This window comes from Pseudobutyrivibrio xylanivorans (assembly GCF_010906925.1).
GTDB lineage: Bacteria > Bacillota > Clostridia > Lachnospirales > Lachnospiraceae > Pseudobutyrivibrio.
This window is the reverse complement of the sequence record NZ_VTVE01000001.1, coordinates 478,344-502,707: the sequence shown is the minus strand read 5'-3', so window position 1 is coordinate 502,707 and position 24,364 is coordinate 478,344. Positions and strand designations below refer to the sequence as shown.

Annotated in this window: 21 protein-coding genes; 1 reads left to right on the top strand and 20 read right to left on the bottom strand. The window is 40.5% G+C overall.

Going from position 1 to position 24,364, the window contains the following annotated elements:
* Nucleotides 1–28: 28 nt before the first annotated feature.
* The 7 genes from gpmI to F0Q01_RS02355 form a co-directional block, all read right to left on the bottom strand.
* A complete protein-coding gene (gpmI, locus tag F0Q01_RS02385) occupies nt 29–1,573 on the bottom strand; it encodes a 2,3-bisphosphoglycerate-independent phosphoglycerate mutase (RefSeq protein WP_090485832.1) in 1,545 nt (514 codons plus the stop codon).
* On the bottom strand, nt 1,573–2,952 hold the full coding sequence (locus F0Q01_RS02380; RefSeq protein ID WP_090485830.1) for a CapA family protein: 1,380 nt from the start codon (nt 2,950–2,952) through the stop codon (nt 1,573–1,575). The genes gpmI and F0Q01_RS02380 overlap by 1 nt, the downstream gene beginning before the upstream one ends.
* Complete coding sequence (locus tag F0Q01_RS02375) at nt 2,939–4,174, bottom strand: SEL1-like repeat protein (protein ID WP_163927118.1); 1,236 nt, start codon at nt 4,172–4,174, stop codon at nt 2,939–2,941. The genes F0Q01_RS02380 and F0Q01_RS02375 overlap by 14 nt, the downstream gene beginning before the upstream one ends.
* A 178-nt stretch (nt 4,175–4,352) precedes the next feature.
* Nucleotides 4,353–5,099 carry a triose-phosphate isomerase gene (gene tpiA, locus F0Q01_RS02370; RefSeq protein ID WP_090154609.1) on the bottom strand — a complete coding sequence of 249 codons (747 nt, stop codon included), beginning with the start codon at nt 5,097–5,099 and terminating at the stop codon, nt 4,353–4,355.
* Nucleotides 5,100–5,461: 362 nt separating this feature from the next.
* The gene (locus tag F0Q01_RS02365) at nt 5,462–6,685 is read right to left on the bottom strand and encodes a phosphoglycerate kinase (protein WP_090154611.1); all 1,224 of its coding nucleotides are present in this window, start codon (nt 6,683–6,685) and stop codon (nt 5,462–5,464) included.
* Nucleotides 6,686–6,996: 311 nt separating this feature from the next.
* Complete coding sequence (gene gap / locus F0Q01_RS02360; RefSeq protein ID WP_090154613.1) at nt 6,997–8,013, bottom strand: type I glyceraldehyde-3-phosphate dehydrogenase; 1,017 nt, start codon at nt 8,011–8,013, stop codon at nt 6,997–6,999.
* A 133-nt stretch (nt 8,014–8,146) separates the two neighbouring features.
* On the bottom strand, nt 8,147–8,290 hold the full coding sequence (locus F0Q01_RS02355) for a hypothetical protein (RefSeq protein WP_163927116.1): 144 nt from the start codon (nt 8,288–8,290) through the stop codon (nt 8,147–8,149).
* A 21-nt stretch (nt 8,291–8,311) separates the two neighbouring features.
* Between F0Q01_RS02355 and F0Q01_RS02350 the strand changes: the two genes are divergently transcribed.
* A complete protein-coding gene (locus F0Q01_RS02350) occupies nt 8,312–9,118 on the top strand; it encodes a histidinol-phosphatase HisJ family protein (RefSeq protein WP_090485823.1) in 807 nt (268 codons plus the stop codon).
* Between the two features lie 23 nt (nt 9,119–9,141).
* Here F0Q01_RS02350 and F0Q01_RS02345 read toward each other — a convergent pair whose 3' ends face one another.
* The 13 genes from F0Q01_RS02345 to F0Q01_RS02285 form a co-directional block, all read right to left on the bottom strand.
* Nucleotides 9,142–9,729 (bottom strand): sigma-70 family RNA polymerase sigma factor, encoded by a 588-nt coding sequence (locus F0Q01_RS02345; RefSeq protein WP_090485819.1) that lies wholly within the window; start codon nt 9,727–9,729, stop codon nt 9,142–9,144.
* A 16-nt stretch (nt 9,730–9,745) separates the two neighbouring features.
* Nucleotides 9,746–10,495 (bottom strand): 23S rRNA (guanosine(2251)-2'-O)-methyltransferase RlmB, encoded by a 750-nt coding sequence (rlmB, locus tag F0Q01_RS02340; protein WP_090154619.1) that lies wholly within the window; start codon nt 10,493–10,495, stop codon nt 9,746–9,748.
* A gap of 160 nt (nt 10,496–10,655) precedes the next feature.
* Nucleotides 10,656–11,096, bottom strand: a complete 441-nt coding sequence (locus tag F0Q01_RS02335) for a Mini-ribonuclease 3 (RefSeq protein ID WP_090485815.1) — start codon at nt 11,094–11,096, stop codon at nt 10,656–10,658.
* A complete protein-coding gene (cysS, locus tag F0Q01_RS02330; protein WP_242941820.1) occupies nt 11,081–12,496 on the bottom strand; it encodes a cysteine--tRNA ligase in 1,416 nt (471 codons plus the stop codon). The genes F0Q01_RS02335 and cysS overlap by 16 nt, the downstream gene beginning before the upstream one ends.
* Before the next feature lie 214 nt (nt 12,497–12,710).
* Complete coding sequence (ispF, locus tag F0Q01_RS02325) at nt 12,711–13,259, bottom strand: 2-C-methyl-D-erythritol 2,4-cyclodiphosphate synthase (protein ID WP_090485809.1); 549 nt, start codon at nt 13,257–13,259, stop codon at nt 12,711–12,713.
* 162 nt (nt 13,260–13,421) lie between these two features.
* Nucleotides 13,422–14,987 (bottom strand): DUF3298 and DUF4163 domain-containing protein, encoded by a 1,566-nt coding sequence (locus tag F0Q01_RS02320; protein WP_163927114.1) that lies wholly within the window; start codon nt 14,985–14,987, stop codon nt 13,422–13,424.
* A gap of 155 nt (nt 14,988–15,142) precedes the next feature.
* Nucleotides 15,143–16,225 (bottom strand): HD-GYP domain-containing protein, encoded by a 1,083-nt coding sequence (locus F0Q01_RS02315; protein ID WP_090485803.1) that lies wholly within the window; start codon nt 16,223–16,225, stop codon nt 15,143–15,145.
* A 105-nt stretch (nt 16,226–16,330) separates the two neighbouring features.
* Nucleotides 16,331–17,614, bottom strand: coding sequence for a PhoH family protein (locus F0Q01_RS02310; RefSeq protein ID WP_090154630.1), 1,284 nt, complete (start codon nt 17,612–17,614; stop codon nt 16,331–16,333).
* A gap of 203 nt (nt 17,615–17,817) precedes the next feature.
* Entirely contained in the window at nt 17,818–18,705 is an 888-nt protein-coding gene (locus tag F0Q01_RS02305; RefSeq protein ID WP_090154632.1) for a ribokinase, read from the bottom strand.
* 20 nt (nt 18,706–18,725) lie between these two features.
* Nucleotides 18,726–20,114: a magnesium transporter gene (gene mgtE / locus F0Q01_RS02300; protein WP_090485800.1), complete on the bottom strand. Its 1,389-nt coding sequence runs from the start codon at nt 20,112–20,114 to the stop codon at nt 18,726–18,728.
* Between the two features lie 267 nt (nt 20,115–20,381).
* Complete coding sequence (locus F0Q01_RS02295) at nt 20,382–21,857, bottom strand: AAA family ATPase (protein ID WP_090485796.1); 1,476 nt, start codon at nt 21,855–21,857, stop codon at nt 20,382–20,384.
* A 12-nt stretch (nt 21,858–21,869) separates the two neighbouring features.
* Nucleotides 21,870–23,105, bottom strand: a complete 1,236-nt coding sequence (locus F0Q01_RS02290; RefSeq protein ID WP_090485793.1) for a DUF1015 domain-containing protein — start codon at nt 23,103–23,105, stop codon at nt 21,870–21,872.
* A gap of 2 nt (nt 23,106–23,107) precedes the next feature.
* The gene (locus F0Q01_RS02285; protein ID WP_090154640.1) at nt 23,108–24,271 is read right to left on the bottom strand and encodes a phosphoglycerate dehydrogenase; all 1,164 of its coding nucleotides are present in this window, start codon (nt 24,269–24,271) and stop codon (nt 23,108–23,110) included.
* Nucleotides 24,272–24,364: the final 93 nt, after the last annotated feature.

Sequence of the window (24,364 nt, the reverse complement as noted above, 5' to 3'; positions counted from 1 at the left end):
TTTTATTTAACAGCAATGCTGTCATTAACTATTTCTTGATGAGTAGTGACTTACCAGTCATCTCCTTAGGCTGCTCAAGGCCCATGATCTCAATAAGTGTAGGAGCAATATCACAAAGAGCTCCACCCTCGCGAAGTGTATAGTCACTATCATAGTTAACTAAGATAAATGGAACAGGATTTGTTGTGTGAGCTGTGTGTGGCTCTCCTGTCTCATAATCAATCATCTTCTCAGCATTTCCGTGGTCAGCGCAAATGAATAATGCTCCATCCATCTCCTTAACTGCCTCGACTGCCTCTCCTACAAGTGAGTCTACACGCTCTACAGCTGCAACAGCTGCCTCTATAACGCCAGTATGACCAACCATATCTGGGTTAGCAAAGTTGATAACGATAACATCGTATTTGTTAGACTTGATAGCGTCTACAAGCTTTGCTCCAACCTCTGGTGCTGACATCTCAGGCTTAAGGTCATATGTAGCTACATCCTTTGGTGAGTTAACAAGGATTCTCTCCTCGTCCTTATTTGGCTCTTCAACACCACCGTTGAAGAAGAATGTAACGTGTGCGTATTTTTCTGTCTCAGCAAGTCTAAGCTGCTTTAAGCCATTGTTAGCAAGGAACTCGCCGAAAGTATTTGTAATGCTCTCCTTCTCGAAAGCAATGTGCTTGTTAGGGATTGTCTCATCATAATCCTTGAAGCAAGCATAATATAATGTAAGGAATTCTCTATCGAATCCTGTGAACTTGTCATCGCAGAATGCTCTAGTAATCTCACGAGCTCTATCTGGACGGAAGTTGAAGAATACAACTGAATCTCCATTCTTAACAACTGAAAGTGGCTTGCCATCAGCATCTGTAATAACTGTAGGAAGAACGAACTCATCAGTAACTCCCTCATCATAAGAAGCCTGCATAGCATCTGAAACAGATGTAGCAAGAACGCCTTCACCCTTAACTAAAGAGTTGTAAGCCTTCTCTACACGATCCCAGTTGTTATCTCTATCCATTGCATAGTAACGACCAGAGATAGAAGCAATTGCTCCAACACCGATTTCATCGATTTTCTTCTGGAGAGTCTCAAGGAAATCCTTACCAGAAGCTGGTGGTGTATCTCTACCATCAAGGAATGCATGTACATAAACATTTGTAAGACCGTTCTTCTTGCACATCTCAAGCATTCCATAAAGGTGCTCGATGTGGCTGTGTACGCCACCGTCAGAAAGAAGACCCCAAAGATGCATATCTCCGCCTGTCTTCTTGCAATTATCAATTGCCTCTAAAAGAACTTTATTATTGAAGAATTCGCCATCATTGATAGCCTTAGTAATTCTAGTTAAATCCTGATAAATAATGCGGCCGGCGCCGATATTCATGTGACCAACCTCTGAATTTCCCATCTGTCCGTCTGGAAGACCAACAAACATTCCTGATGCCTGTCCTTGAACGAATGGACACTCAGCCATAAGCTTGTCCATAACAGGTGTCTTTGCCATTGCAATTGCATTTCCCTTTGGATTGTCATTGAGACCATATCCATCGAGAACCATAAGTACTACTGGTTTTTTACTCATTAAAAATCCTCCTTAATATGTCCCTGCTCATCAATAACAGCAGAACTAGATAAGCCATTAAGGCTGTTTATTATATCACTATATTTTTCATCTTCTGAGGAAAGCATAGTGGTAACTCCATTGCTAAAATGACATGGTATAAAATATGTCTCTATCTCACCATCCGGTGTGATTCTAATCTGCGCCATACCTGTACTGTAATCAGATGGCATGTTGGCAGTAGTTGAAAACCAAAAATTGCCAAGGCTGTAGAAAATCGGAACATCATCCATATACTCTACTGTCTGCAGACAATGGGTGTGGCCTCCAACTATCGCATCAGCCCCCGCTTCCACAAAGGAACGGGCAAGCGATGCCTGGTCATTGCCATAGTAGGCATTACCCTCTGTCCCCCAGTGAGGTACAACTATAACATAGTCCGCATTTGTCTGTGCCTTCTTGATAATCTGGCAAAACAACTCCGGATGTAGGCATTTTAAAACACCTGGTGAATCCGGTGTAGCCTCTTTTGTGTAGCTAAGTGTGCGCTCTATTTGAGTAGCTGCAACAATAGCTATCTTCCTACCACCCACTATAAAGTAAAGTGGCTCGGCCGCTTCTTTTAAATCGGCCCCTGCCCCTACGTAAGGCATTGACGCATTACTAAGGGTGTCCAATGTATCTAGAAATCCTGTCGTATCATAATCGTATACATGATTATTAGCGACGGATACACAATCTACTCCAAGTTCCTTTAAAAGTCCAACTCTGCTTGGATTGGCTCTAAAGGTATATGCCTTTCCTTGAAGTGCCTGGCCTCTTGAGGTATAAGCAAACTCATTATTAATCATCAAGATATCGGCTGACTGCATCTCAAATAATAAATCCTCTGAGAAACAATCCAAGATTCCCTCTTCTTGCTGATCCATATAACTGGTGGTAGCTATACCATCTGCCAAAGACACATCGCCGGTGAAATCAATTACTATATCACCACCGTCTTCATTAGGAAGCACATATGTCTTTCTATTGTCATAGGCCTCAAGGCCTGTCTGTTGGCAATACTCGTACCAAAGTACATGTACGCTTTTACCTGTGAGCTTATACCATATTTCTGGCGTGGTAAAATTAGAGTAACTAGCGATTTCTTTAATAGTCTCCTCGCCATATTCTGAGGTAATCATCATCAGAAAAGATTCATCAATGGGATGTCCCCCGATGAATTCCTTTGTAGCGCTATTCAAAATAGTGTCCCAAGCATCTGATAAATCCTCAATCTCAATAAGCTCAGGTTCAATTTCCCCTAAATTGTTGTCTTCTACCCCTGCGTGTGCACCGCATCCTGTTAATAGTGAGAAAGCAACAATAATCGCAACTGCCCTAAAGTTACAATTCTTCATTAATCTGTGCCTTTACTCGGACAACAGCCTCCGTAGCCCCTTCATAACCAGAATCGGCAGCCATCTCATAATACGATAAAGCTGTTTCCAAATTCCTCTCAACCCCGTAACCGTTTTCATAAAGAAAACCTAAATTAACTTGCGCAATGGCATACCCCTGTAATGCCGCAAGCTTTTGGTAATATACTGCTGATGCAAAATCAACATCAACACCATATCCATTGTAATATAAATATCCGATCTGATTAAGCGCTGGCGCGTAATCCTTATCGGCAGCAAGGAGATAATACTCCATAGCTTTCTCGTAATCTCTGTCAACGCCTACACCGCTCTCATACATCTGACCAATGTAATAGCTAGCTTTTGCTGAACCATTTTCTGATGCAGTCTCAAAATGCTCTAATGCTGTGTCCTCGTCAACTTCCACTCCATGGCCCTTAATGTACATAAGGCCAAGTGCAATATTAGAATGATTAATAGAATCCTGATCCTGAAGAGCCATGCTCTCTGAACGAGTAACTCTACTATAATAATCAAATGCCTTGCTGTAATCTAATGCAACACCCACACCGCGCTCGTAAATGAATCCAAGATAGTACTGACCATCTAAATCCTCTGCTTTTGCAGCCTCAGTGAGAAGCTCCACTGCCTTTTTTAAATCCTCAGACTGCTCCTCTGTAGAAGTCTTGTCTTTTGATTCCTCTTTCTCGCCATCTTCTGTAGATAACTCTTCATCATCTTGGGCGTCTAAATTAACAAGATAATCGCCCCTAGTAAGTATCACTCTTGCAAGACCTACCTTGGCATTATCTACTCCGCCATCAATGGCTGTATTAAATAGCTCCTCAGCCTTGTCTAAATTCTGCTCAACGCCTGTGCCTGTCAAATAAAAATAACCTAATGCGCAAGTGCCATCATAATCTCCAGAATCCGATGCCATCTGATACCAAGACAAAGCCTCTGTAAAATTCTGAGCAGTCTCCTCATCTCCGTACTCTAGCTTACGGCCTAGCATAATCTGCGCCTGCGAGTCTCCCTCATAGGCAAGTACCTCAAGTCCACTGTATGACAATGCAGAATAATCCTCAACCTCAGTACCCTCTATAGCAATCTGCTCTGTGGGAACCTGCTCTGCTGTCTCTTCTACGTCTGCCTTACCGCAACCTAAAAGTATACCCATAGGCAATATAAATATCATTAATAAACGAATATATTCTTTCATTAATCCTCCAGTCATAAATGAACAAAAAACGTCCATCAGCGCAAATTATATCATAAATAAGGGGATATTTAAACAAAAATAGCGCACCAGAGAACTGGTGCGCATGTAAAACTTTAGGAGTTTTTCTTACTTATAATTGACATTTTTAACAAAGTCATTAACAAAACCCATATAAATTTTAAGCATTAACGATCTTACCAAAGTCTGGCTTAAGAGAAGCGCCACCGATAAGACCACCATCGATGTTTGGCTTAGAAAGAAGCTCAGCAGCGTTTGAAGCGTTCATAGAACCGCCGTACTGAATACGAACTGCCTCAGCTGTAGCACCATCATAAAGCTTAGCAATAAGCTCACGGATGAATGCACAAACTTCCTCTGCCTGATCAGCTGTAGCTGTCTCACCTGTACCGATAGCCCAGATTGGCTCATAAGCGATAACAAGGTTCTTTACCTGATCAGCTGTAACGCCTGAAAGATCCCATGTGATCTGACGCTCAATCCACTCCTTGTATGTGCCAGCCTTGCGAAGTGCAAGTGACTCACCACAGCAAAGGATTGGTGTAAGACCAGCAGCGAATGCCTTCTTAACCTTTGCATTGATAAGGATATCATCCTCACCAAAGATGTCACGTCTCTCAGAGTGACCCATAATTACATACTTAACACCAGCATCAACAAGCATAGGAGCTGAAATCTCGCCAGTGAAAGCACCCTTGTCCTCGATGTAGAAGTTCTCAGCACCAACATTAACGTTTGTACCCTTAACTGCCTCTACTACAGGAACAATATCAATTGCAGGAACGCAGTAAACTACGTCTACATTATCATTTACAACTAAATCCTTAAGCTCAGCAACAAGCTTTACAGCCTCAGAAGGTGTCATGTTCATCTTCCAGTTGCCGGCAATAATTCTTCTTCTTGCCATAATAGTTCTCCTCTCGCCATTGCATCATCAATATATCAAACACTCTCAACGACACGCTTGCGCTCTTATTCGCTCGTTACCCTACATAAGATGCTGCTTACGCACCATCTAAGTAGGGATGGCTCATCAAGGTCTAATGAGAGTATTTGCTATATTTCTGATTTATGGCTACTTATAATTTTTCTAATAATAAAAATATATTGCCTCTACGATTTTAAAATTCTAGTGTTTTTCTAAAAGTACAAGGCAATAGATATGCCAAATTTTTCATATTTGCTTTATTTCAAGGCAGTAGATGCGAAGCTGTAGTAAACCTACTGCAAGCATCTACTAACGCAGAAATCAAACTAATATGGAAAATTTTACTTGTCGTCTGCTGCGTAAACGCCAGGAAGCTCCTTACCCTCAAGGAACTCAAGAGAAGCTCCACCACCTGTAGAGATGTGGCTCATCTTGTCAGCGAATCCCATCTGGTTAACAGCTGCTGCTGAATCACCACCACCGATGATTGTTGTAGCATCTGTATCAGCAAGTGCCTGAGCAACTGCCTTTGTACCTACAGCAAGTGCTGGGTTCTCGAAAAGACCCATTGGTCCGTTCCAAAGAACAGTCTTAGCTGTCTTAACCTTGTTAGAGAAGAGCTCTACAGTCTTAGGTCCGATATCGCAACCCTCTCTATCTGCTGGCATGTTCTCTGTATCATATGTCTCTGTCTCGATTGGAGCATCGATTGGATCTGGGAACTCAGCGATTGTTACTGAATCAAGTGGAAGAAGGATTTCCTTACCCATCTTCTCTGCCTTCTCAAGCATCTCCTTGCAGTAATCAAGCTTTGTATCATCACAAAGTGACTTACCAATCTCGTGGCCAAGTGCCTTCTGGAATGTGTAAGCCATACCACCACCGATGATAAGTGTATCGCACTTCTCAAGAAGGTTGTTGATAACGTTAAGCTTGTCAGCTACCTTAGCACCACCAAGGATAGCTACGAATGGACGAACTGGATTCTCAACAGCGTTGCCAAGGAAGTCAATTTCCTTCTGCATAAGGTATCCAACTACGTTAGAACCACCCTTAGCTGTGATAAACTTTGTAACACCAGCTACAGAAGCGTGTGCTCTGTGTGATGAACCGAAAGCGTCACATACATAATCATCTGCAAGATCAGCAAGCTCCTTAGAGAAAGCCTCGCCGTTCTTTGTCTCTTCCTCGCCACGGAAACGAGTATTCTGAAGAAGAACTACATCTCCCTCTTTCATAGCGTTAACTGCTGCTGTAGCAGCCTCGCCTGTTACGTTGTAATCTGAAACGAAGTTAACTTCCTTACCGAGCTTCTCTGAAAGTCTCTTTGCAACTGGTGCAAGTGACTCGCCCTCGTTAGGACCATTCTTAACCTTACCAAGGTGTGAGCAAAGGATAACCTTTCCACCATCAGCGATAAGCTTGTTGATTGTAGGAAGAGCTGCCTTGATACGTGTATCGTCTGTAATCTCGCCACCCTTAAGTGGTACGTTGAAATCGCAACGAACAAGAACGCGACGGCCCTTTACATTGATGTCATCAACTGTCTTTTTGTTTAATGCCATTTTAAATTCCTCCTTGTATAACCCTAGTCCGCTGGTCACGGCCACAAGCCTCAGTATTTCCCCGCTAGACAGCACGTCTAGCTTAGGAAATCAGAGAGCTTGTTTCCTACCAGCTCATCTAAGTATAAAATTTTTGATTAAACCATACGGGTAAAGTCCCATAAATAAGAAAAAAGGGTTCGGTCCATAAGGACCGGACCCTAATAAATCCAAAAAAATCGGATATTTACTCATAGGCTAGGCGCATAAGCGAAGCTGTACTAAGTACCGCGAGCGCAATGCAACGACGCATATGAGTAAATAGACATTTTTTAAGCTAACTCTGAGAAGTACTTAATTGTACGTACCATCTGTGATGTGTAGCTGTTCTCGTTATCATACCAAGAAACAACCTGTACCTCGTACTGATCATCAGAAACCTTAGAAACCATTGTCTGTGTAGCATCGAAGAGAGAACCAAATCTCATACCTACGATATCTGAAGAAACGATTTCATCCTCGTTGTAACCGAATGACTCGTTAGCTGCTGCCTTCATAGCTGCGTTGATACCCTCAACTGTAACGTCCTTCTTGTTAACAACTGCTGTAAGGATTGTTGTAGAACCTGTTGGTGTAGGAACACGCTGAGCAGATCCGATAAGCTTTCCGTTAAGCTCTGGGATAACAAGACCGATAGCCTTAGCTGCACCTGTTGAGTTAGGAACGATGTTAACTGCTGCTGCACGTGAACGACGAAGATCACCCTTTCTCTGTGGGCCATCAAGTGTCATCTGATCACCTGTGTAAGCATGGATTGTTACCATGATACCAGACTGGATTGGAGCGTACTTGTTAAGTGCGTCAGCCATAGGTGCTAAGCAGTTTGTTGTACATGAAGCTGCTGAAATGATGTTATCAGAAGCCTTAAGTGTTGTGTGGTTTGTATTGTAAACGATTGTAGGAAGATCGTTTCCTGCTGGAGCAGAGATAACAACCTTTCTAGCACCAGCATTGATATGAGCCTGTGCCTTTTCCTTTGATGTGTAGAAACCTGAGCACTCAAGAACTACGTCTACCTTAAGGTCTCCCCATGGGCAATTGTTTGCATCTGGGAATGCGTAAATCTTAATCTCCTTGCCACATACGATGATTGAATCATCTGTAGATGAAACCTCATCAGCGTGCTCGTACTTTCCCTGTGATGAATCGTACTTTAAAAGATGTGCTAACATCTTTGGGCTAGTTAAGTCGTTGATTGCTACTACTTCGTAACCTTCTGCGCCGAACATCTGACGGAATGCAAGACGTCCGATACGGCCAAAACCGTTGATTGCTACTCTTACTGCCATTTTTAAATCCTCCTAAAGATTCTTTTAAAAAATATTTTTCTGGGCTAACCATGAAATTAGCCCCGTATGCACTTTATTTTATACAAAAGCACTTTATAATTCAACCCCAAAATCAAATATTGTTAAATTTTTCTCAATCTGCTCTAATCTTACCACCACTCTTATAAAATAGTGATAAATATTCCTCATCTTCTGCCTTGATTGAACCCATCACTTCATTTATTATTAATTTACTTAAAAGTGTGGCATTTCTATATGTCATAATTACTGAATTCATCTCACAAAGGAGGGACTTATAATGCTATGGGATAACCACATGCACAGTTGGTTTTCAGGGGACAGTGACACAGACCCACTTGATATGATTAAGGCTGCCAAGGCAAAGGGCTTACGAGGAATCACTTTTACAGATCATCTCGATTTATATTACCCAAAGAAATATGGTTATTTTGAGCTTGATGTTGAAAACTACTTTACCAAACAACACGCTACTGCTTTAGAGATTTCAAATGATAGTTTTACAGTTCTCACTGGTATAGAAGTAGGCATCCAAGAAATAGCCGCAAAAGAAAACAATACTATAGTAGAAACCTATCCTTTTGATTTTGTTATAGGAAGCACCCACCTTATATATGGCAAGGACCCATATTTTCCTGGTACATGGGAGGAGGTTGAGCCTCAAAAACTTATGACAACTTACTATGAGTGCATCCTTGATAACATAAACAGTTTTATGAATTTTGATTCTATTGGACATCTGGATTACGCCTTTAGATATTCACCTGATCCTATTTTTAAGAATAACACCTACGAGCCTTATAAAGAGGTTGTAGATGCCATATTAGAAAAGCTAGTCAAAAACGACAAGGCGCTAGAAGTTAATACAGCTGCTTTCAGAAAAGGTATGAACAACCCTAATCCGGCAGCTAGTATAATAAAACGATACCATGACCTAGGGGGAAAGCTTATCACAATCGGAGCAGATGCTCACGTCACCGAGGACGTAGCAGCAGACTTTGATAAGGTTCCTTCTATATTAAGGGCATGCGGTTTCAACAAGTTTGCAGTATTCAAAAACAGAAAGCCTGAACTTTATCCCCTTTAAAGGATAGAGCTCAGGCTTTATCTTTATAAATTTCGTGCTTTTTGTTTTATTCTTGTAAGGGTATTATCAATAGACTTCTCGGACTTTTCGAGCTTTGCTGCTATCTCTTTGTAATCAAAATCCTGCATATACAAATCGAATACCTGCTGCTCCATCGGTGAAAGGTTTGCTTTTAGTCTATCAATCAAAGTTGTATTTTCCTCTGCCTCAATGATTAATTCTGCCGGATCATCAGTTGTAAACCCCGATTCTTCCATCTCGCCCCCATCTTCATTATAAAGGGAAACATAGGCATTCAAAGGAGAATGTTTTTTTCGATTGCTGGCTTCAATCGCCTTAATCATCTGTCTATCGATACACATGGAAGCAAAATGAAAAAATGTAACCTCAGAATCAGTATCATAGTCACCAATAGCACTAAAAAGTCCAATCATCCCCTCCTGAATCAGGTCTTCATTTTCGCCTCCCACAAGGAAATATTTCTTGGAATTTTTAAGAACCAGTGGCTTATATTTTTCACATATATAATTCAGGATGGCCTGATCGCCATCCTGATATTTTTTTACTAATTGTTCATCTGTAAGCTTTTCATATTCCAATCTATGGTTCATAGCTCACTCCCGAAATCTATTTACTCTTATTAATTCTTTGTCTAACAACCTCATATGCAAGAACGCCGCAAGCAACTGATGCATTAAGAGAATCAATATCGCCATACATAGGAATGCTGGCAACCATATCACAATTCTTCTTAACCAAATCAGATACTCCGTGTCCCTCATTGCCAATAACAAGGCCAATTGAGCCAGTAAGATTAAGGTCATACATAGTAGTGCCACCCATATCAGCACATACAAACCACATGCCCTGCTCCTTAAGCTCTTCCATAGTCTTTGAAATGTTGGTGACCTTTGCAACTGGAGTGTAATTAATTGCTCCCGCAGATGCCTTAGCCACAGTAGCTGTAAGTCCAACTGCTCTATGCTTTGGAATAACCACTCCATGGGCACCAGCCTGGTTTGCAGTACGAATGATTGCACCAAGATTATGAGGGTCCTCTATATTATCAAGGATTATGAGAAATGGGTCCTCTCCCTTTTCCTTAGCCCTAGCCATAATCTCATCAAGCTCAACATAGTCATAGCTTGCTGCATAAGCAAGAACTCCCTGATGCTTGCCAGTCTCAGAAAGCTGGTCAAGGCGCTCCTTCTTTACAAAACTAATAACTGTATCTTTGCTCTTTTTTGCCTCTCTAAGAATAGTCTGCACAGGGCCATCCTTGCAGCCTTCTAAAACAAAAAGCTTATCTATAGTTTTACCAGATCTAAAAGCTTCGAGGACAGCATTACGGCCCTCAACAATTCTACTTTCTTCCATCTTTACACATACCTACGCGAGTTACCGCTACAAGCCTTAAATTCTCTCCGTTCATCTAACACGATTCACTTGAGAGAATTAAGAGCTTGATGCCTACTCGCTCACTCTTTCTAAAATCTATATACGCGAGTTACATTCACAATCCGCATCGCATACCACGTTATTCCAAAATATCAAGCCCCGTAAGTTCGATGCCGCGGCGAACCAATTCGCATATACGGTCCATATCTCCAGTCAGGTACAGGTAACCCATCACCGCCTCAAAGCCTGTGGCCTCAAGATAGTCCATAGTGGTGGCATTTTTAGCCTTGGTGTGAGGCTTGGAATTACGTCCACGTCTGTACCAGTCTGCCTCTTCCTCGGTGAAATCATCCATAAGTGCTGCCGCCATCCTAGCCTGTGTCGGCGCCTTAACCACTGAGCTTGCTCGCTGATGTAATTTATTGACTGCAGTGTTTCCCTTGTTAACCAGAATCGAGCGAACCACCACATCAAATATAGCATCACCAATGTATGCAAGAGTCAGGGGGGAATAAGTCCTGATATCCTTTGGTTCAATATCAAATTTGCTATTTAAATAATCATTTAAACTAGCTTCCATACTACTCCTTCACGAGTATCCTTAATCTCAACACCCTTTGCCAAAAGCTCATCTCGGATTGCATCTGCTGTAGCAAAATCCTTAGCTTTCTTAGCCTCTGCACGGCGTGCGATTGCATCATTAATATATGCCTCAAGCTCAGCATCTACCTCAGTAGCTGCACCAAGAGCCTTGGCATGACCAATCAAATCAAGTGAAAGCACTCTATCAAAGCTCTCTACAAGCGCAAGCTTTGTAGCGTCATTAGTATCTGCCTTGAGAGCATCGTAAAGAATTGTGATAGCCATTGAAGTATTCAAATCATTTGAAACTGCCTCGCAGAACTTCTCCTCAAATTCCTTTTTCACTGCCTCATCAACTGTGCCCTCAGCCTTAAGCTCAGAGACACGCTTAACAAGCTTGTTATAAGCCTGAACTGTATTGTCTAGATTCTCCCATGAGAATACAAGTGGCTTACGATAGTGTGACTGCAAGCAGAAGAATCTGTATACAAGTGGATCATATCCCTTTTCCTGAAGAACTGAAACAGTAAGGATTGCCCCCTTTGACTTTGACATCTTACCAGACTGATCGTTAAGGTGATTGCTGTGGAACCAGTAATTGCACCACTTATGTCCAAGATACGCCTCAGACTGTGCCACCTCATTTGTGTGGTGTGGGAAAATATTGTCTACACCACCACAGTGAATATCCATATATTCTCCAAGGTGCTTCATAGAAATGCATGAGCACTCAATGTGCCATCCTGGATATCCTACACCCCATGGGCTATCCCACTTAAGAGCCTGATCTTCGAATTTAGACTTTGTAAACCAAAGAACAAAGTCTGTTTTATTCTTTTTATTAGTATCCTCTTCTACATCATCACGAACGCCAATCTCAAGTGCCTCTTTTTCAACAGATGATGAGAAAACATAATAATCCGAAAGCTTGCTTGTGTCAAAGTAAACATTGCCACCAGCAACATATGCGTAACCCTTTTCAATAAGAGTCTCTACCATGTGAATAAACTCAGGAATGCAATTTGTAGCAGGCTCAACCACATCTGGTCGCTTATTTCCTACTGCATCAAAATCCTTGAAGAATGCATCTGTATAGAACTTAGCAATCTCCATAACAGTCTTGTGCTCACGCTTAGCGCCAGCAACCATCTTGTCCTCGCCTGTATCTGCATCAGATGAAAGATGACCTACATCTGTGATATTCATAACGCGCTTAACATTATAGCCTGCGTACTCTAAAGACTTGATAAGTGCATCCTGCATAATGTATGTACGAATATTTCCAATATGTGCAAAATGATAAACTGTAGGGCCGCAAGTGTACATTGCAACCTTGCCCTCCTCATTAGGCTGAAACTCCTCAATTTTTCTGCTCAAAGTATTATAAAATTTAAACATATCTATTCTCCTAGTCCGCATTTGTTACGTAAACAAGCCTTAGTATTTCTCCGCTCATCTAACACGATTCCCTTGAGAAATCTAAGAGCTTGTTTACTACAAACGCTTTATAAAATTCTACTTACAGATATTTATGCCACGTATTCTACCAAGACACGCTTTCGCTCTTGTCTGTTTAATATATCCTATAAAATTGTATCCGTTCTTACCACGGTTAGCTCTGATTTCTCGGACAGCCACTACAGCCTCCGCAATTTCGACCACTGTCAAACACCACATTGCTTCCGTCATAGAACTCATAAAGCAAACAGACTGCCTGAGCGCTAATGCCCTCCTCACGTCCCGTAAATCCAAGGTGTTCCTCTGTAGTGGCCTTAATATTGACCTGCTCTACATCTATGCCAAGACACTTGGCAACATTTTCTTCCATCTGCTCAATGAAAGGACGAAGCTTTGGTCTCTGAGCAATAACTGTAGCATCAACATTGCCAACAACATATCCATGGTCCATAACCAGCTCTCTGACCTGTTCTAAAAGCTTCATGGAATCTGCTCCCTTGTACTTAGGGTCAGTATCTGGAAAATGAGCTCCTATATCCTTAAGTCCTGCTGCTCCAAGGACCGCATCTGCTATCGCATGCAAAAGTACATCAGCATCTGAATGGCCAAGAAGTCCTAGGGTGTGGTCGATTTTCACACCGCCTATAATAAGGTCTCGGCCCTCCACCAGCTTATGTACATCATAACCTGTACCGATTCTCATTGTATCTCCTATCTATATAAACATAAAATCTTTTTATAAACTTAAACAATACTGAATTATACCAAAAAATCAATTTCTTTAATAGCCTTTTACCAATAAATCCTATAGGTGAAAAACAAAAAAAGAGATGACATTCTACCTGTCATCTCTTTTATACTCAATTTAACCTGCGTATGGCATGTCTGCGAACAAATCATATTCGCTGACACCGTCAACATATCGAACACCATCCTTGTATTCAAAGGTGAAGTATCCGCTTTCAGCTCCATCTTCTGTCATAAATTCAAGCTTGTCCCCATCTAAAACAGTAGGATAAATCACTGTACCCTTTGATAAAGTCTGCTGTTTGCCATCCTTGTCTGTATATGTAAGCTTTTTAAGAAGTGTAATACCTATGGCATCATCACCCTTACTTGGTAAATTATCTAAGTTATCAACCTTGTCTGTTGTGACAAATCCATTGCCATCATAGGTGTATTCCTTCTTAGCCCCCCATGAGCCAAAGGCATCTACCTTAGCCTGAATGGTGCATTTTCCATCACTGATTTCTGTAATATTTCCAGAAATCGACTGTACAAGGGTGTAATTCTTATCTGCATTATAAAGATATGTTGTGTGCCAATCACTCATACCAGTGCAATCTAGTATGAAATAATTTCCTGTGCTACTGTGTACAAACATTGGCGAGCACATATAGTAGGCGTCATCCCCACCATTTTCTATAGTGTCATCACCAATATGTAAAATGTAGGAATCTCCTAAATCCTCGTCTGGGATAGTCTCAAGGTAAACAGGAGTCTCTTCTCCATCACCATTTACGTCAACCATCTCTGCAAATCCATTTGAAGGAATCTCTGCTGTATAGAAATCTCCTTCAGGTAAATATTTTTCATCAAAACCCACTAATTTACTATATGGAATATTAAAAGTAGGAATTCCTGCTGCATAAGGAGCAATCTCAGCCTGCTCAAACGCTACAACGATGCCACGTTCATTGAAATAAACACCAAGTGTAGAAAGTCCGCCCTCAAAATGATGGTTGATGGTATCCTTGTAATCTTCAAACAAGCTGCTTGTAGCCTCCTCGGTTGAATTATCAATTCGATTCAAAATCTCCTCTTTAACAATATCCTTAAAACCATCAAATGAACTGTTTTCAAGAATCTCACCTGTCTTAGCATCAAATGTTATACCATATTCTATAGTGGTTCCATGAGCACCACCTGTAAAGCTATACTCATCTAATTTAATGCTTAACATTTCATTGTCGCAACGAGTAACCTCGCAATAAATATCGTAGCTATAGTATGCAGTATAATCGTATACATTTTCATTTTCAGCTCCAGCATTGTCTTCCTCATCCTTTGAAAGCTTCTGATTAGCCTTTTTTGAATCCTCTAAATAAGACTCGCAGGATTTGTTAAACTGCTGAATTTGTTTCGAGAAATAATTATTAACGGCCTCCTTAAGTTCAGGATGCCCGTCGTCAGTAAGCTCTACACACTGAATTTTGCCATCAAAATACTGATAGTCATTATCATATTGAACGGCTGTATATGCATATTCAGGCTCACCTGCAGAAACAGTTTCTTCCTTCTGTTCCTCTACTACTGTCTCAGTCTTTTGTTCTTCTTTTTTAGTATCTTCTTTCTTAGCTTTAGTATCACAAGCCCAAAGGGCAATTGCCATCATTGTTACAACAAGAATGAATGATATACGTCTTTTCATATCACAATCCTCCATAAACACAGTTTGTCTATAAGCTAAGTATACACATCTTCTGTACTATTTCAAGTCATACAGTTAAAATTTTATTTTTATCTACGAGGTGCCTCTTAAAAAGTCATAAAAAAGCTAGCCTTTTACGGCTAGCTTTAATTAATCTATGATACAGAATCCATTATTACAGTTGATAAAAAGCTAGGATCAGAAGCAAGATTAATAACCTGGCCTGACTTGATAACCTTTATAACTGGTCGAAGTGGATAAGACTTATTTTGTTTCATAACTATAGCTTTCTCACCTGTGCTAAGCATTACCTTTGAGCCATTTGGGAAAGCATTAATAACAGACAAGAAATGCTTGAAATATTTCAAATTGAACTTGTTGCTCATGGTAAACATAATTTCAATGGCCTGACCAGGTGTCTTAGCCTCCTTGTATGTGCGCTTTGTAACCAACGCATCATACACGTCAACAATAGCTAAAATCTGACCCATCTTACCAATTTGATCTGCTTCAAGTCCTCGTGGATATCCAGTACCATCAAGATTCTCATGATGATTTAAAATTCCCTGACGCATCTCTTCTGTAACGTCATTAGAATTCATAAGAAGTCTATATCCATGAACTGGATGAGTCTTAATAAGCTCAAACTCGTCTGTAGTCAGTTTAGATGGCTTATTAAGAACTTCTCTAGGGATTTTTTCCTTGCCCACATCATGAAGCAATCCAGATATTGTAATATCATGTACAAATTGCTTTGACTCACCGCTGGTCTTTGCAAGAATGGCTGCCATAGTACCTACATCAACAGAATGTTTGTAAGTATACTCATCGCTGACTTTTAAATTAGCCAAATTAATAAATAGATCCTTTGATTTATCGATAATCTGGAAAATTTCCTGACCAACCTCATTCATACCTGAAGTCAAATAATCTACATTGTCAACGTCAGCAAAAAGAGAAGACAATGTCTCCTCTGCATATTTTTTGAATGATTCTTCAAAAATAACAGATCTATCCTCATCAGCTATTGGTGTCTCATCCTCCACCACTACCATCTCTGGAGTATAAGAAACAACAGCGTGAATCCTCCCCTTGTATTTAGAAAGGTTCTTAAGCATTGCCGCATCTATTATAGTCATACGTGGACAAAGCAAAGCTCCTTTGTCCGTATAAATATCAGTCTCCGTAATGCAGCCTTTTGGGAGATCTGACACATACCCTTCAATTTCTTTTATCATATAACACCCACTAAAAAAAACTATAACGCAACCATCATAGTATAAAACGTAAAGGGGACTCAGTCAAGCCGAGTCCCCAAAAGGAGGATTTATAATACCACAAAGTTATTTGATAACTAATCTCTTAGCACCTTCGGCTGCAAGAGCGCTTCTTACTGTTTCGCTCTCATCAAAGGTAATCTGAGCACATAACTTAGAGCCTTTCATTCTCTCTGCTGCGAAGGATAAACCATTATTTTTTCTGTCCAGCTTTGGAGAATCAATCTGGTCTGGATCTCCAAGTAGCACAACTTTTGAGCCTTTTCCTGCTCTAGTAATAATCTCAAGTATCTGTCCAATGGTACAGTTTTGAGCTTCATCTACAACAATGTAAGAATTAACAAGAGAACGACCTCTCATATATGCAAGAGAACAAATTTCCAGGATACCTGTCTCAAACATATCCTCAATTTGAATCTTAATCTGCTCCTTCTCTTCGTTCTGTCCCTTCAAAAGTACCTGCAGGTTATCCATGAATGGAGCAATAAGAGGTGTCATTTTTTCTTCCAAATCTCCAGGTAAAAATCCCAAATCATTATCTGAAAGAGTGTTACTTCTTGTAATCATAATTCTGTCGTAACCATTGTGATAATATCCCTGAAGACCAGCTGCCAGTGAAAGGAATGTCTTTGCAGTACCAGCACTACCTTTTAGAATAACAAGAGGGATTTCATCTGGACTGGCAAGCAGTGCATATAAAGCAAATCTCTGTCCCACATTTCTAGGCTGACAGTATGGTGTGTAGTAATCTCTATCCTTTAATAGATGCCATCCATCTTCCTTGAAAGTATAGAGAGCCGAATTGCTTCCGTCCTTGCAAATACCAAATTCATTCTCGATAAATCCCTTGTTAAATGGACTCTCGATATCCTCTGGCGTAATATCCCTACGTCCTGTGTAGTTCTCGTTATCAACAATCATTTCATTGTGATAACCTTGTACAACGCAACCACACATAGTAGCATTGATTCTCATTGAAATATCATTAGTTACAAGTATTGTTTCAAGGTCGCTTTGCTTTGCAATAGCAAGCACACCATTAATTATTCTGTTGTCAGGTCTTTCTAAGGTGAATTCAGCTGGAACCAGCTTCTCAAATTCAGATTCCTTTGCAATTTTGAAGGTGCCGCCATTTGGCATAGTCACACCGTTGGCGTAATCCCCTTCTATAGATTCGATGTTTCGGATTGACTCTCGCGCGCCATAACCCACCTCAGCATAAGCCGTCTTCATAGAGTCAAGCTCCTGCAAAGTAGTGGTGGTAATGATGACATTATTATCATCAAAACCAAACAAGGCCGAAGGGCAATGAATCAAAATGTTAGTGTCGAGTACGTAGTTTTTCTTCATAAGGGGTCACGCTCCTTGCATATTAAATTATCAGTCAGCGCTACAGTTTGTAGATAACTTTTCTGATAATTTAATTTTACCCTACTTTGCTCTTCTTCGCCACAAGATTTTGTTGTTTTTTATGATTTATCTGTGAAAAGAAGCACCACATATTGATATGTGTTTCAATATCAACATGTGGCGCCTTTTATATGCTTTTTTAACTATTCAATTGAAAAGATTTCCACCTCTGACATAAATGGAATCGACTGTGCTGCACCAGGTTTTGTAACTGCAAGAGCAGCGGCTTTGCTAGCAAGAATCAGATTAACTCTAGTAGGCATTTTCTTAATTAGTCCAGAAATAAAATAGCCTGTAAATGTATCGCCAGCAGCAGTGGTATCAACTGTGTCCACCTCAAATGCTCCCTGATAGAGCTCCTCATCACCATGGTGGTAAATAGCTCCATCCTTTCCTAGAGTAAGCAAAATCTTAGCATTTGAAAAGCTAGCTTCCATTGCCGCCACAATTGTGGCCGGTGTAGTCTTGCCTGTAAGCTGAGTTCCCTCATTTTCATTTAATACGAAAATGGAAACCTTGCCCAAATCACATTCATTTATCCTGTCATCCATTGGAGAAGGATTAAGCACAATAGTCATGCCCTTGGCAAATGCCTGATCTATTATATATGGAAGTTCATTAATTTCATTTTGCAGAAGAATAATATCCCCAGTAGAAAAATTGCTAAGGACTTCATCAACGAATTCCTTGGTGTTCTTTTGGTTGGCACCGCCATAAAGAACGATGCTGTTTTGACCTTCATTATCTACCTGAATAATTGTATGACCACATCTGCCAGTAACGGTGCGCATGTAGTCTGTTTTGATTCCACAATCCTGACAGGCATCATAAAAATCCAGTCCCTCTTCGCCTACAAGACCTGCATGATAAACTGGCACTCCAGCTCTAGCCAATGCCACAGATTGATTGAATCCCTTTCCTCCTAGATTGATTTTCAAATCCCTAGAAGAAATAGTCTCTCCTTCTCTGACAATATGGTCTACCTGATAGCTGTAATCCATGTTTAAAGAACCAAAATTTAGCACCTTCATAATGAACTCCCCCGCATATACTAGATATGTCCTACAAGTAACAAACCAGCCAAACCGTAGTATGTTACAACAGCAACTAAATCATTAACAGTTGTGATAAGTGGACCTGAAGCAACAGCTGGATCCACCTTAATCTTATGGAAGAAAATTGGAATAATTGTTCCGATAAAACTAGATACAATCATCGCTACAAATAGAGAGAATCCAACAATGCCAGAAACTCTAAATGCTGCAGCCCAAGCCAGTCCCTTCAAACTGTGAAGATAAAGTGCAATAAACACAAGTGCAAGTGTACCGAGAATCAATCCATTAGTTCCACCTACACGCATCTCCTTTAGGACAAACTTAGCCTTCTCAAGTCCTGAAATTTCCTCGTCCATAAGAACTCGAATAGTAACAGCCAGCGACTGTGTTCCAACATTTCCTGCCATATCAAGAATCAATGACTGGAATACTACAACAATAGCAACTGATGCTACTACCCTGTCAAAAATACCGATAACTGAGCTTGTGACAAGTCCTAGTCCAAGCAACAGTAAAAGCCAAGGTATACGCTTTTTAATACTCTCACCAAGTCTCTCGTTCAAATCCTCTTCAGCAGTCAAACCAGCCAACTTAGCGTAGTCTTCACCCATCTCATCATCTACCGCCTCGATGATATCCTGAGATGTGATAACACCGATAATCTCGTCTGCAGGATTAAGTACTGGGATAGAATCCTCAGCGTAATCCTTTAAATCTTCGATTGTGTCAGAAATCAAAGCATCTGCCTTAACGCTTGGATAACTATGGGAAATAATATCATCAAGTGGAGTATAATCACGAGCTAAAATCAAATCTCTAAGCTCGATTGCTCCGTAATATTTCTTATCCTCATCCTCAACATAAATAGTGTTGATATTGTCATTGTCCTTTGACTGAGAAATCAAAGAACGCATAGCCTGCTTAACTGAAAAATTCTTGCCAACAACGATGAAATTTGTAGTCATCATGCTACCAATCTCATCCTCGTCGTAGGAATTAATCAAGCGGACATCTGCCGATGCCTCTTTGTCCATCAAGGAAATGAGCTGTTCTCTCTGCTCCTCATCCTCGATATCTTCAAGAGCATCAACCGCATCGTCGGCATCCATGTTTTCGAGGACGTCTGCAGCCTGTTCTGGTGTGATTTCTGCAAGAATCTCACCTACATCCTCAATGTAAGGGAAAATTTCTGAAAGTCGCTCAGCACCTAAGATACCGAATAATCTCTGACGGTCCTCTTTATCTAGAGCCTCGTATGCCTCGGCAATATCATTCTCATGATAATCGTCCAGAGCTTCGATTAGCTCATCAGCACTGATATTAGAGCGAAGTAAGTCAATAATCTCCCCAGTAATTGTGTTCTCTAATAATTCTTTGTTTTCCATAGTTTCACATGAACTAATGCATAAAAAAAGTCACCGACTTTTTGGATTACCATTAGACGATGACAAAATCTGCCCATATAAATGAAACTACTCTATTATTTGTAAAGAGCAGCTATATTCTTATGCGCATCTAATGCCTCGTCGCTAAATAATCGCCCGTGACTGTCCGATTTATCCATAGCTACTCTCCTTTCATATTTGCTAAATTAAATTGTTTGAATTTACATAAAAAATTTAACACATAAAACAACTCTTTGTAAACCCAAATTAAGAAATTTTATTAACCATTTCTCTATCAAATACAACATTTTTTACCTTGTCCACCTCGATTTGATAGAGGGCATTAGCAGCAAGATGCTCAGCTGCCTGTTCAACATTTCTTATACCAGTAGAAATAACGAACTTTTCCATCACTGCATCAAGTCCGTCCTCAGTAACCTGACATTCCTCTGGTGACATTCCCATTCTCTTTAATACCTTTGGAAGTGAAAATCTCTTAAAGATTTCTTTTTTCTCCTCAATTGTATAATCAGGAATATCAATTACAGCAAATCTAGACATAAGTGGTGCAGAAATATCTGCCTTTACATTTGCTGTGGCAATTGGGTATACGCCCATTGTAGGAATCATGCATTCCATATAGTTATCAGTAAATCCTAAATTATCAAGCAATGTCAAAAGTACGTCTGCTGGATTGCCATTGCCCTTTCCAGAATTTGCCTTATCAAGCTCATTAATAATAAACACAAGATTACTAGTGCTAGCATTTGAAAATGCTTCCATGATAATACCAGGCTTTGCATTAGAATAAATTCTTGAGCTTCCTGTAAGCTGCTCAGGGTCATTGATTGAACTCATATCAAGTGTAGTCCATGGAAGCTTTAAAATACGTGCTACCGCATATGCGATTTGAGATTTACCAACACCTGCAGGGCCGCAAAGAAGTAAACCGTAGCTTGGAAGTGTGTGAGTACGATTGACCTGAATTACAGTCTCCATAATACGCTGCTTCACAGACTCAAGTCCATAAAGCTCCTCGTCCAAAATACGTCTAGCCTCCACTGGATCAATTGCCTCGAAATAATCACTCTTCCACTGAATGCTTGTCATAATGGAAAGTGCTCGCTGTGCATGACGGCGCTCTTCGATTGTAACTTCAGCGGACTTAGCAACTGCTAAGTTTCTTCTAGCCCAAAGTCTAATATTATCTGGGAATGTTCTGCCGGCACAAGTAATAAAGTCTGTGATGGACTGAATGCTTGTAAGCTTCATATCATCGCCATCTTCAACCTCGTCCTCGTCAGTCTCTTCCTCTGAAGGAGCATTGCTGGCAAATAATCTCTCAAGCATAAACTGAAGGAAGCCATCATCTGATGAAAGCTTGCCATTACCTATGCCTGTCTCTCTAATCTTGTATACAGCATAGCCCTCATCTGTGATTGCGCCAGATAATCTAACCGGTATATGATTTTCTCCAAGCCATCCAAGAAGACTTACAAAGCGCAAATCCACTCTTAAAATATCTGAAGAAACCACTCCATTTTCAGTGTTGATTTCAAAACTAGTCCTTGTAATTGGATTGGTAAATGTTCCGCAAATATGATGAGCCATCTCCTCCTTTTTTTGAAGGACTAAAATCGGACGCTCAACTGTAGCATCAGGCTCATCTGACTTAAATGTCACATAAGTCTTTACCGCCTTTGCGTTATCTTTTTCTTCCTGAGCAAAATCAAATACTGGCATTTCCTACTCCTATTAAATCTTGTGAATAAATAAACCGCTTCTAAGCTTTGGCTCAAACCAAGTAGATTTTGGTGGCATCAGAAGTCCTGCATCTGCCACATCAAATAATTCTGCGATGCTTGTTGGATACATTGCAAAAGCAATTTTACAATCCTCTGCGCATCTTCTTTCTAGTTCTTCTAATCCACGAATACCTCCGACAAAATCTATGCGATTGTCTGTCTTTGGATCCTCAATTCCAAGTAATGGCTGAAGCACTAGATTTTGAAGTAATGAAACATCAAGTCCCTCAACAGGGTCTGTAACAAGATGTTCTTTCTTCACCTGACATAAATACCAGGTACCATCTAAAAGCATACTCCACTGACCTTTTGCCTCTGGTCTAATAGGCTTACTGTCAGTCTTTACAATATCAACAATGCTATCAAGCTCCTCTAAAAGTTCTTCTGGAGCAAGTCCATTTAAATCCTTTACAACTCGATTGTAGTCGTATATTTTAAGTTCCTCATCTGGGAAAAGAACTGAAAGGAAATAATTAAAATCTTCCTTGCCTGTGTATCCAGGATTTTCTTCTCTGCGCTTAAATCCAACCTTTACTGCACTGGCAGCTCTGTGATGTCCATCAGCAATGTAGATAGAACTCATCTTTTCAAATGCAATTGCAATAAGAGCCATATCCATCATGTCCTTGATTATCCAGCAACGATGGGTAATTCCATCCTCAGCTGTAAAATCATATACAGGCTTTCTGCTTTTTGCCTTTTGAACAACTCCTGATATAGTAGGCTCTGCTCTATATGCAAGAAAAATAGGACCTGTCTGAGCACTGCAGGTATCCACATGGCGGATTCTATCCTGCTCCTTTTCAGCTCTAGTATTCTCATGCTTTTTAATAACTGAATTGGCATAGTCATCAATAGATGCACAAGCTACAATACCAGTCTGGGAACGACCGTCCATCGTGAGCTCATACACATAATAATATGCCTTATCATCCTGAATAAATCTTCCAGCATCTGTCCACTCTTTAAGCATTGATGCTGCCTTTTCATAGACCTCATCAGAGTACATGTCTACGTCCTCTGCAAACTGTGTCTCTGGTCTATCAATTGCCAAAAATGAATTTGGCTGTTCTTTTACCTTCTCATAAGCTTCTTTTCTGCTATAAACATCATAAGGAAGGGCTGCTATTACAGCAGCCTCTTCCTTAGATGGTCGTATTGCTTTAAATGGTACGATCCTTGCCATTATTATTTTACCACCCTTACTTTAATAACTCCGTCAACCTTCTCAATTTCGTTAATTACAGTCTCTGCTGGCTTTGCAGCAAGATCAAGTAATGTATATGCATAATCGCCACGACTCTTGTTAGTCATATCTTCTACGTTTACATTCTCGTTACCAAGAATTGTTGTAAATGAAGCGATAAGACCAGCCTTATTCTTATGAAGAATAGCCACACGTGACTCTGTTGTACAAATTCCCATATCACAGTCAGGGTAATTTACAGAATGGCAAATGTTACCATTTTCCATGTAATCCATAACTTCCTTAACTGCCATAATTGCACAGTTGTCCTCAGCCTCTTCTGTAGAAGCGCCAAGGTGTGGTGTACAGATAACACCAGGCTTACCTGCTGTAGTAGGATTAGCAAAGTCTGTAACATAATGACGAACCTTGCCAGACTCGATACCATTTAATACTGCAGGCTCATCAACAAGAAGATCACGAGCAAAGTTAAGAATAACTACGCCCTTCTTCATCATCTGAACAGCCTCTTTATTAATCATACCCTTTGTTGAATCAACAAGTGGTACATGAACTGTAATGAAATCACACTCTCTGTAGATATCCTCTACATTTGTAACGTGCTTAACATTTCTAGAAAGGTTCCAAGCAGCGTTAACAGAAATGTATGGGTCATAACCCATAACTTCCATACCAAGATGTGTTGCGTCGTTAGCTACCTTGACACCGATAGCTCCAAGACCGATAACACCAAGCTTCTTGCCAGCAATCTCTGTACCAGCGAAAGCTTTCTTAGCCTTTTCTGCTGTCTTTGCAATGTTCTCATCAGCAACATTTTCCTTTACCCAGTCAATACCGCCAACGATATCACGAGAAGCTAAAAGCATTCCTGCAAAAACAAGCTCCTTAACACCGTTTGCATTAGCACCTGGTGTATTGAAAACTACGATACCATCCTCTGCACATTTCTCAAGAGGAATATTGTTAACACCGGCACCAGCACGTGCGATACATTTAAGCTTGTCACCAAGCTCAAGATCGTGCATAGCAGCTGAACGAACTAAGCATGCGTCAGCCTCACCGATTGTCTCGACCTTCTTGAAGTCTGTAGAGAAGTTAACTAATCCCTTGTCTGAAATTGGATTTAAGCAATTGTAAGTAAACATTTTTCTCTCCTTATTAAACTTAGTCCGCCTGTTACATTCACAAGCATTAAGTCTCTTCCTTCGGCTGAAATGCCTCATCAAAAGAATTAATAA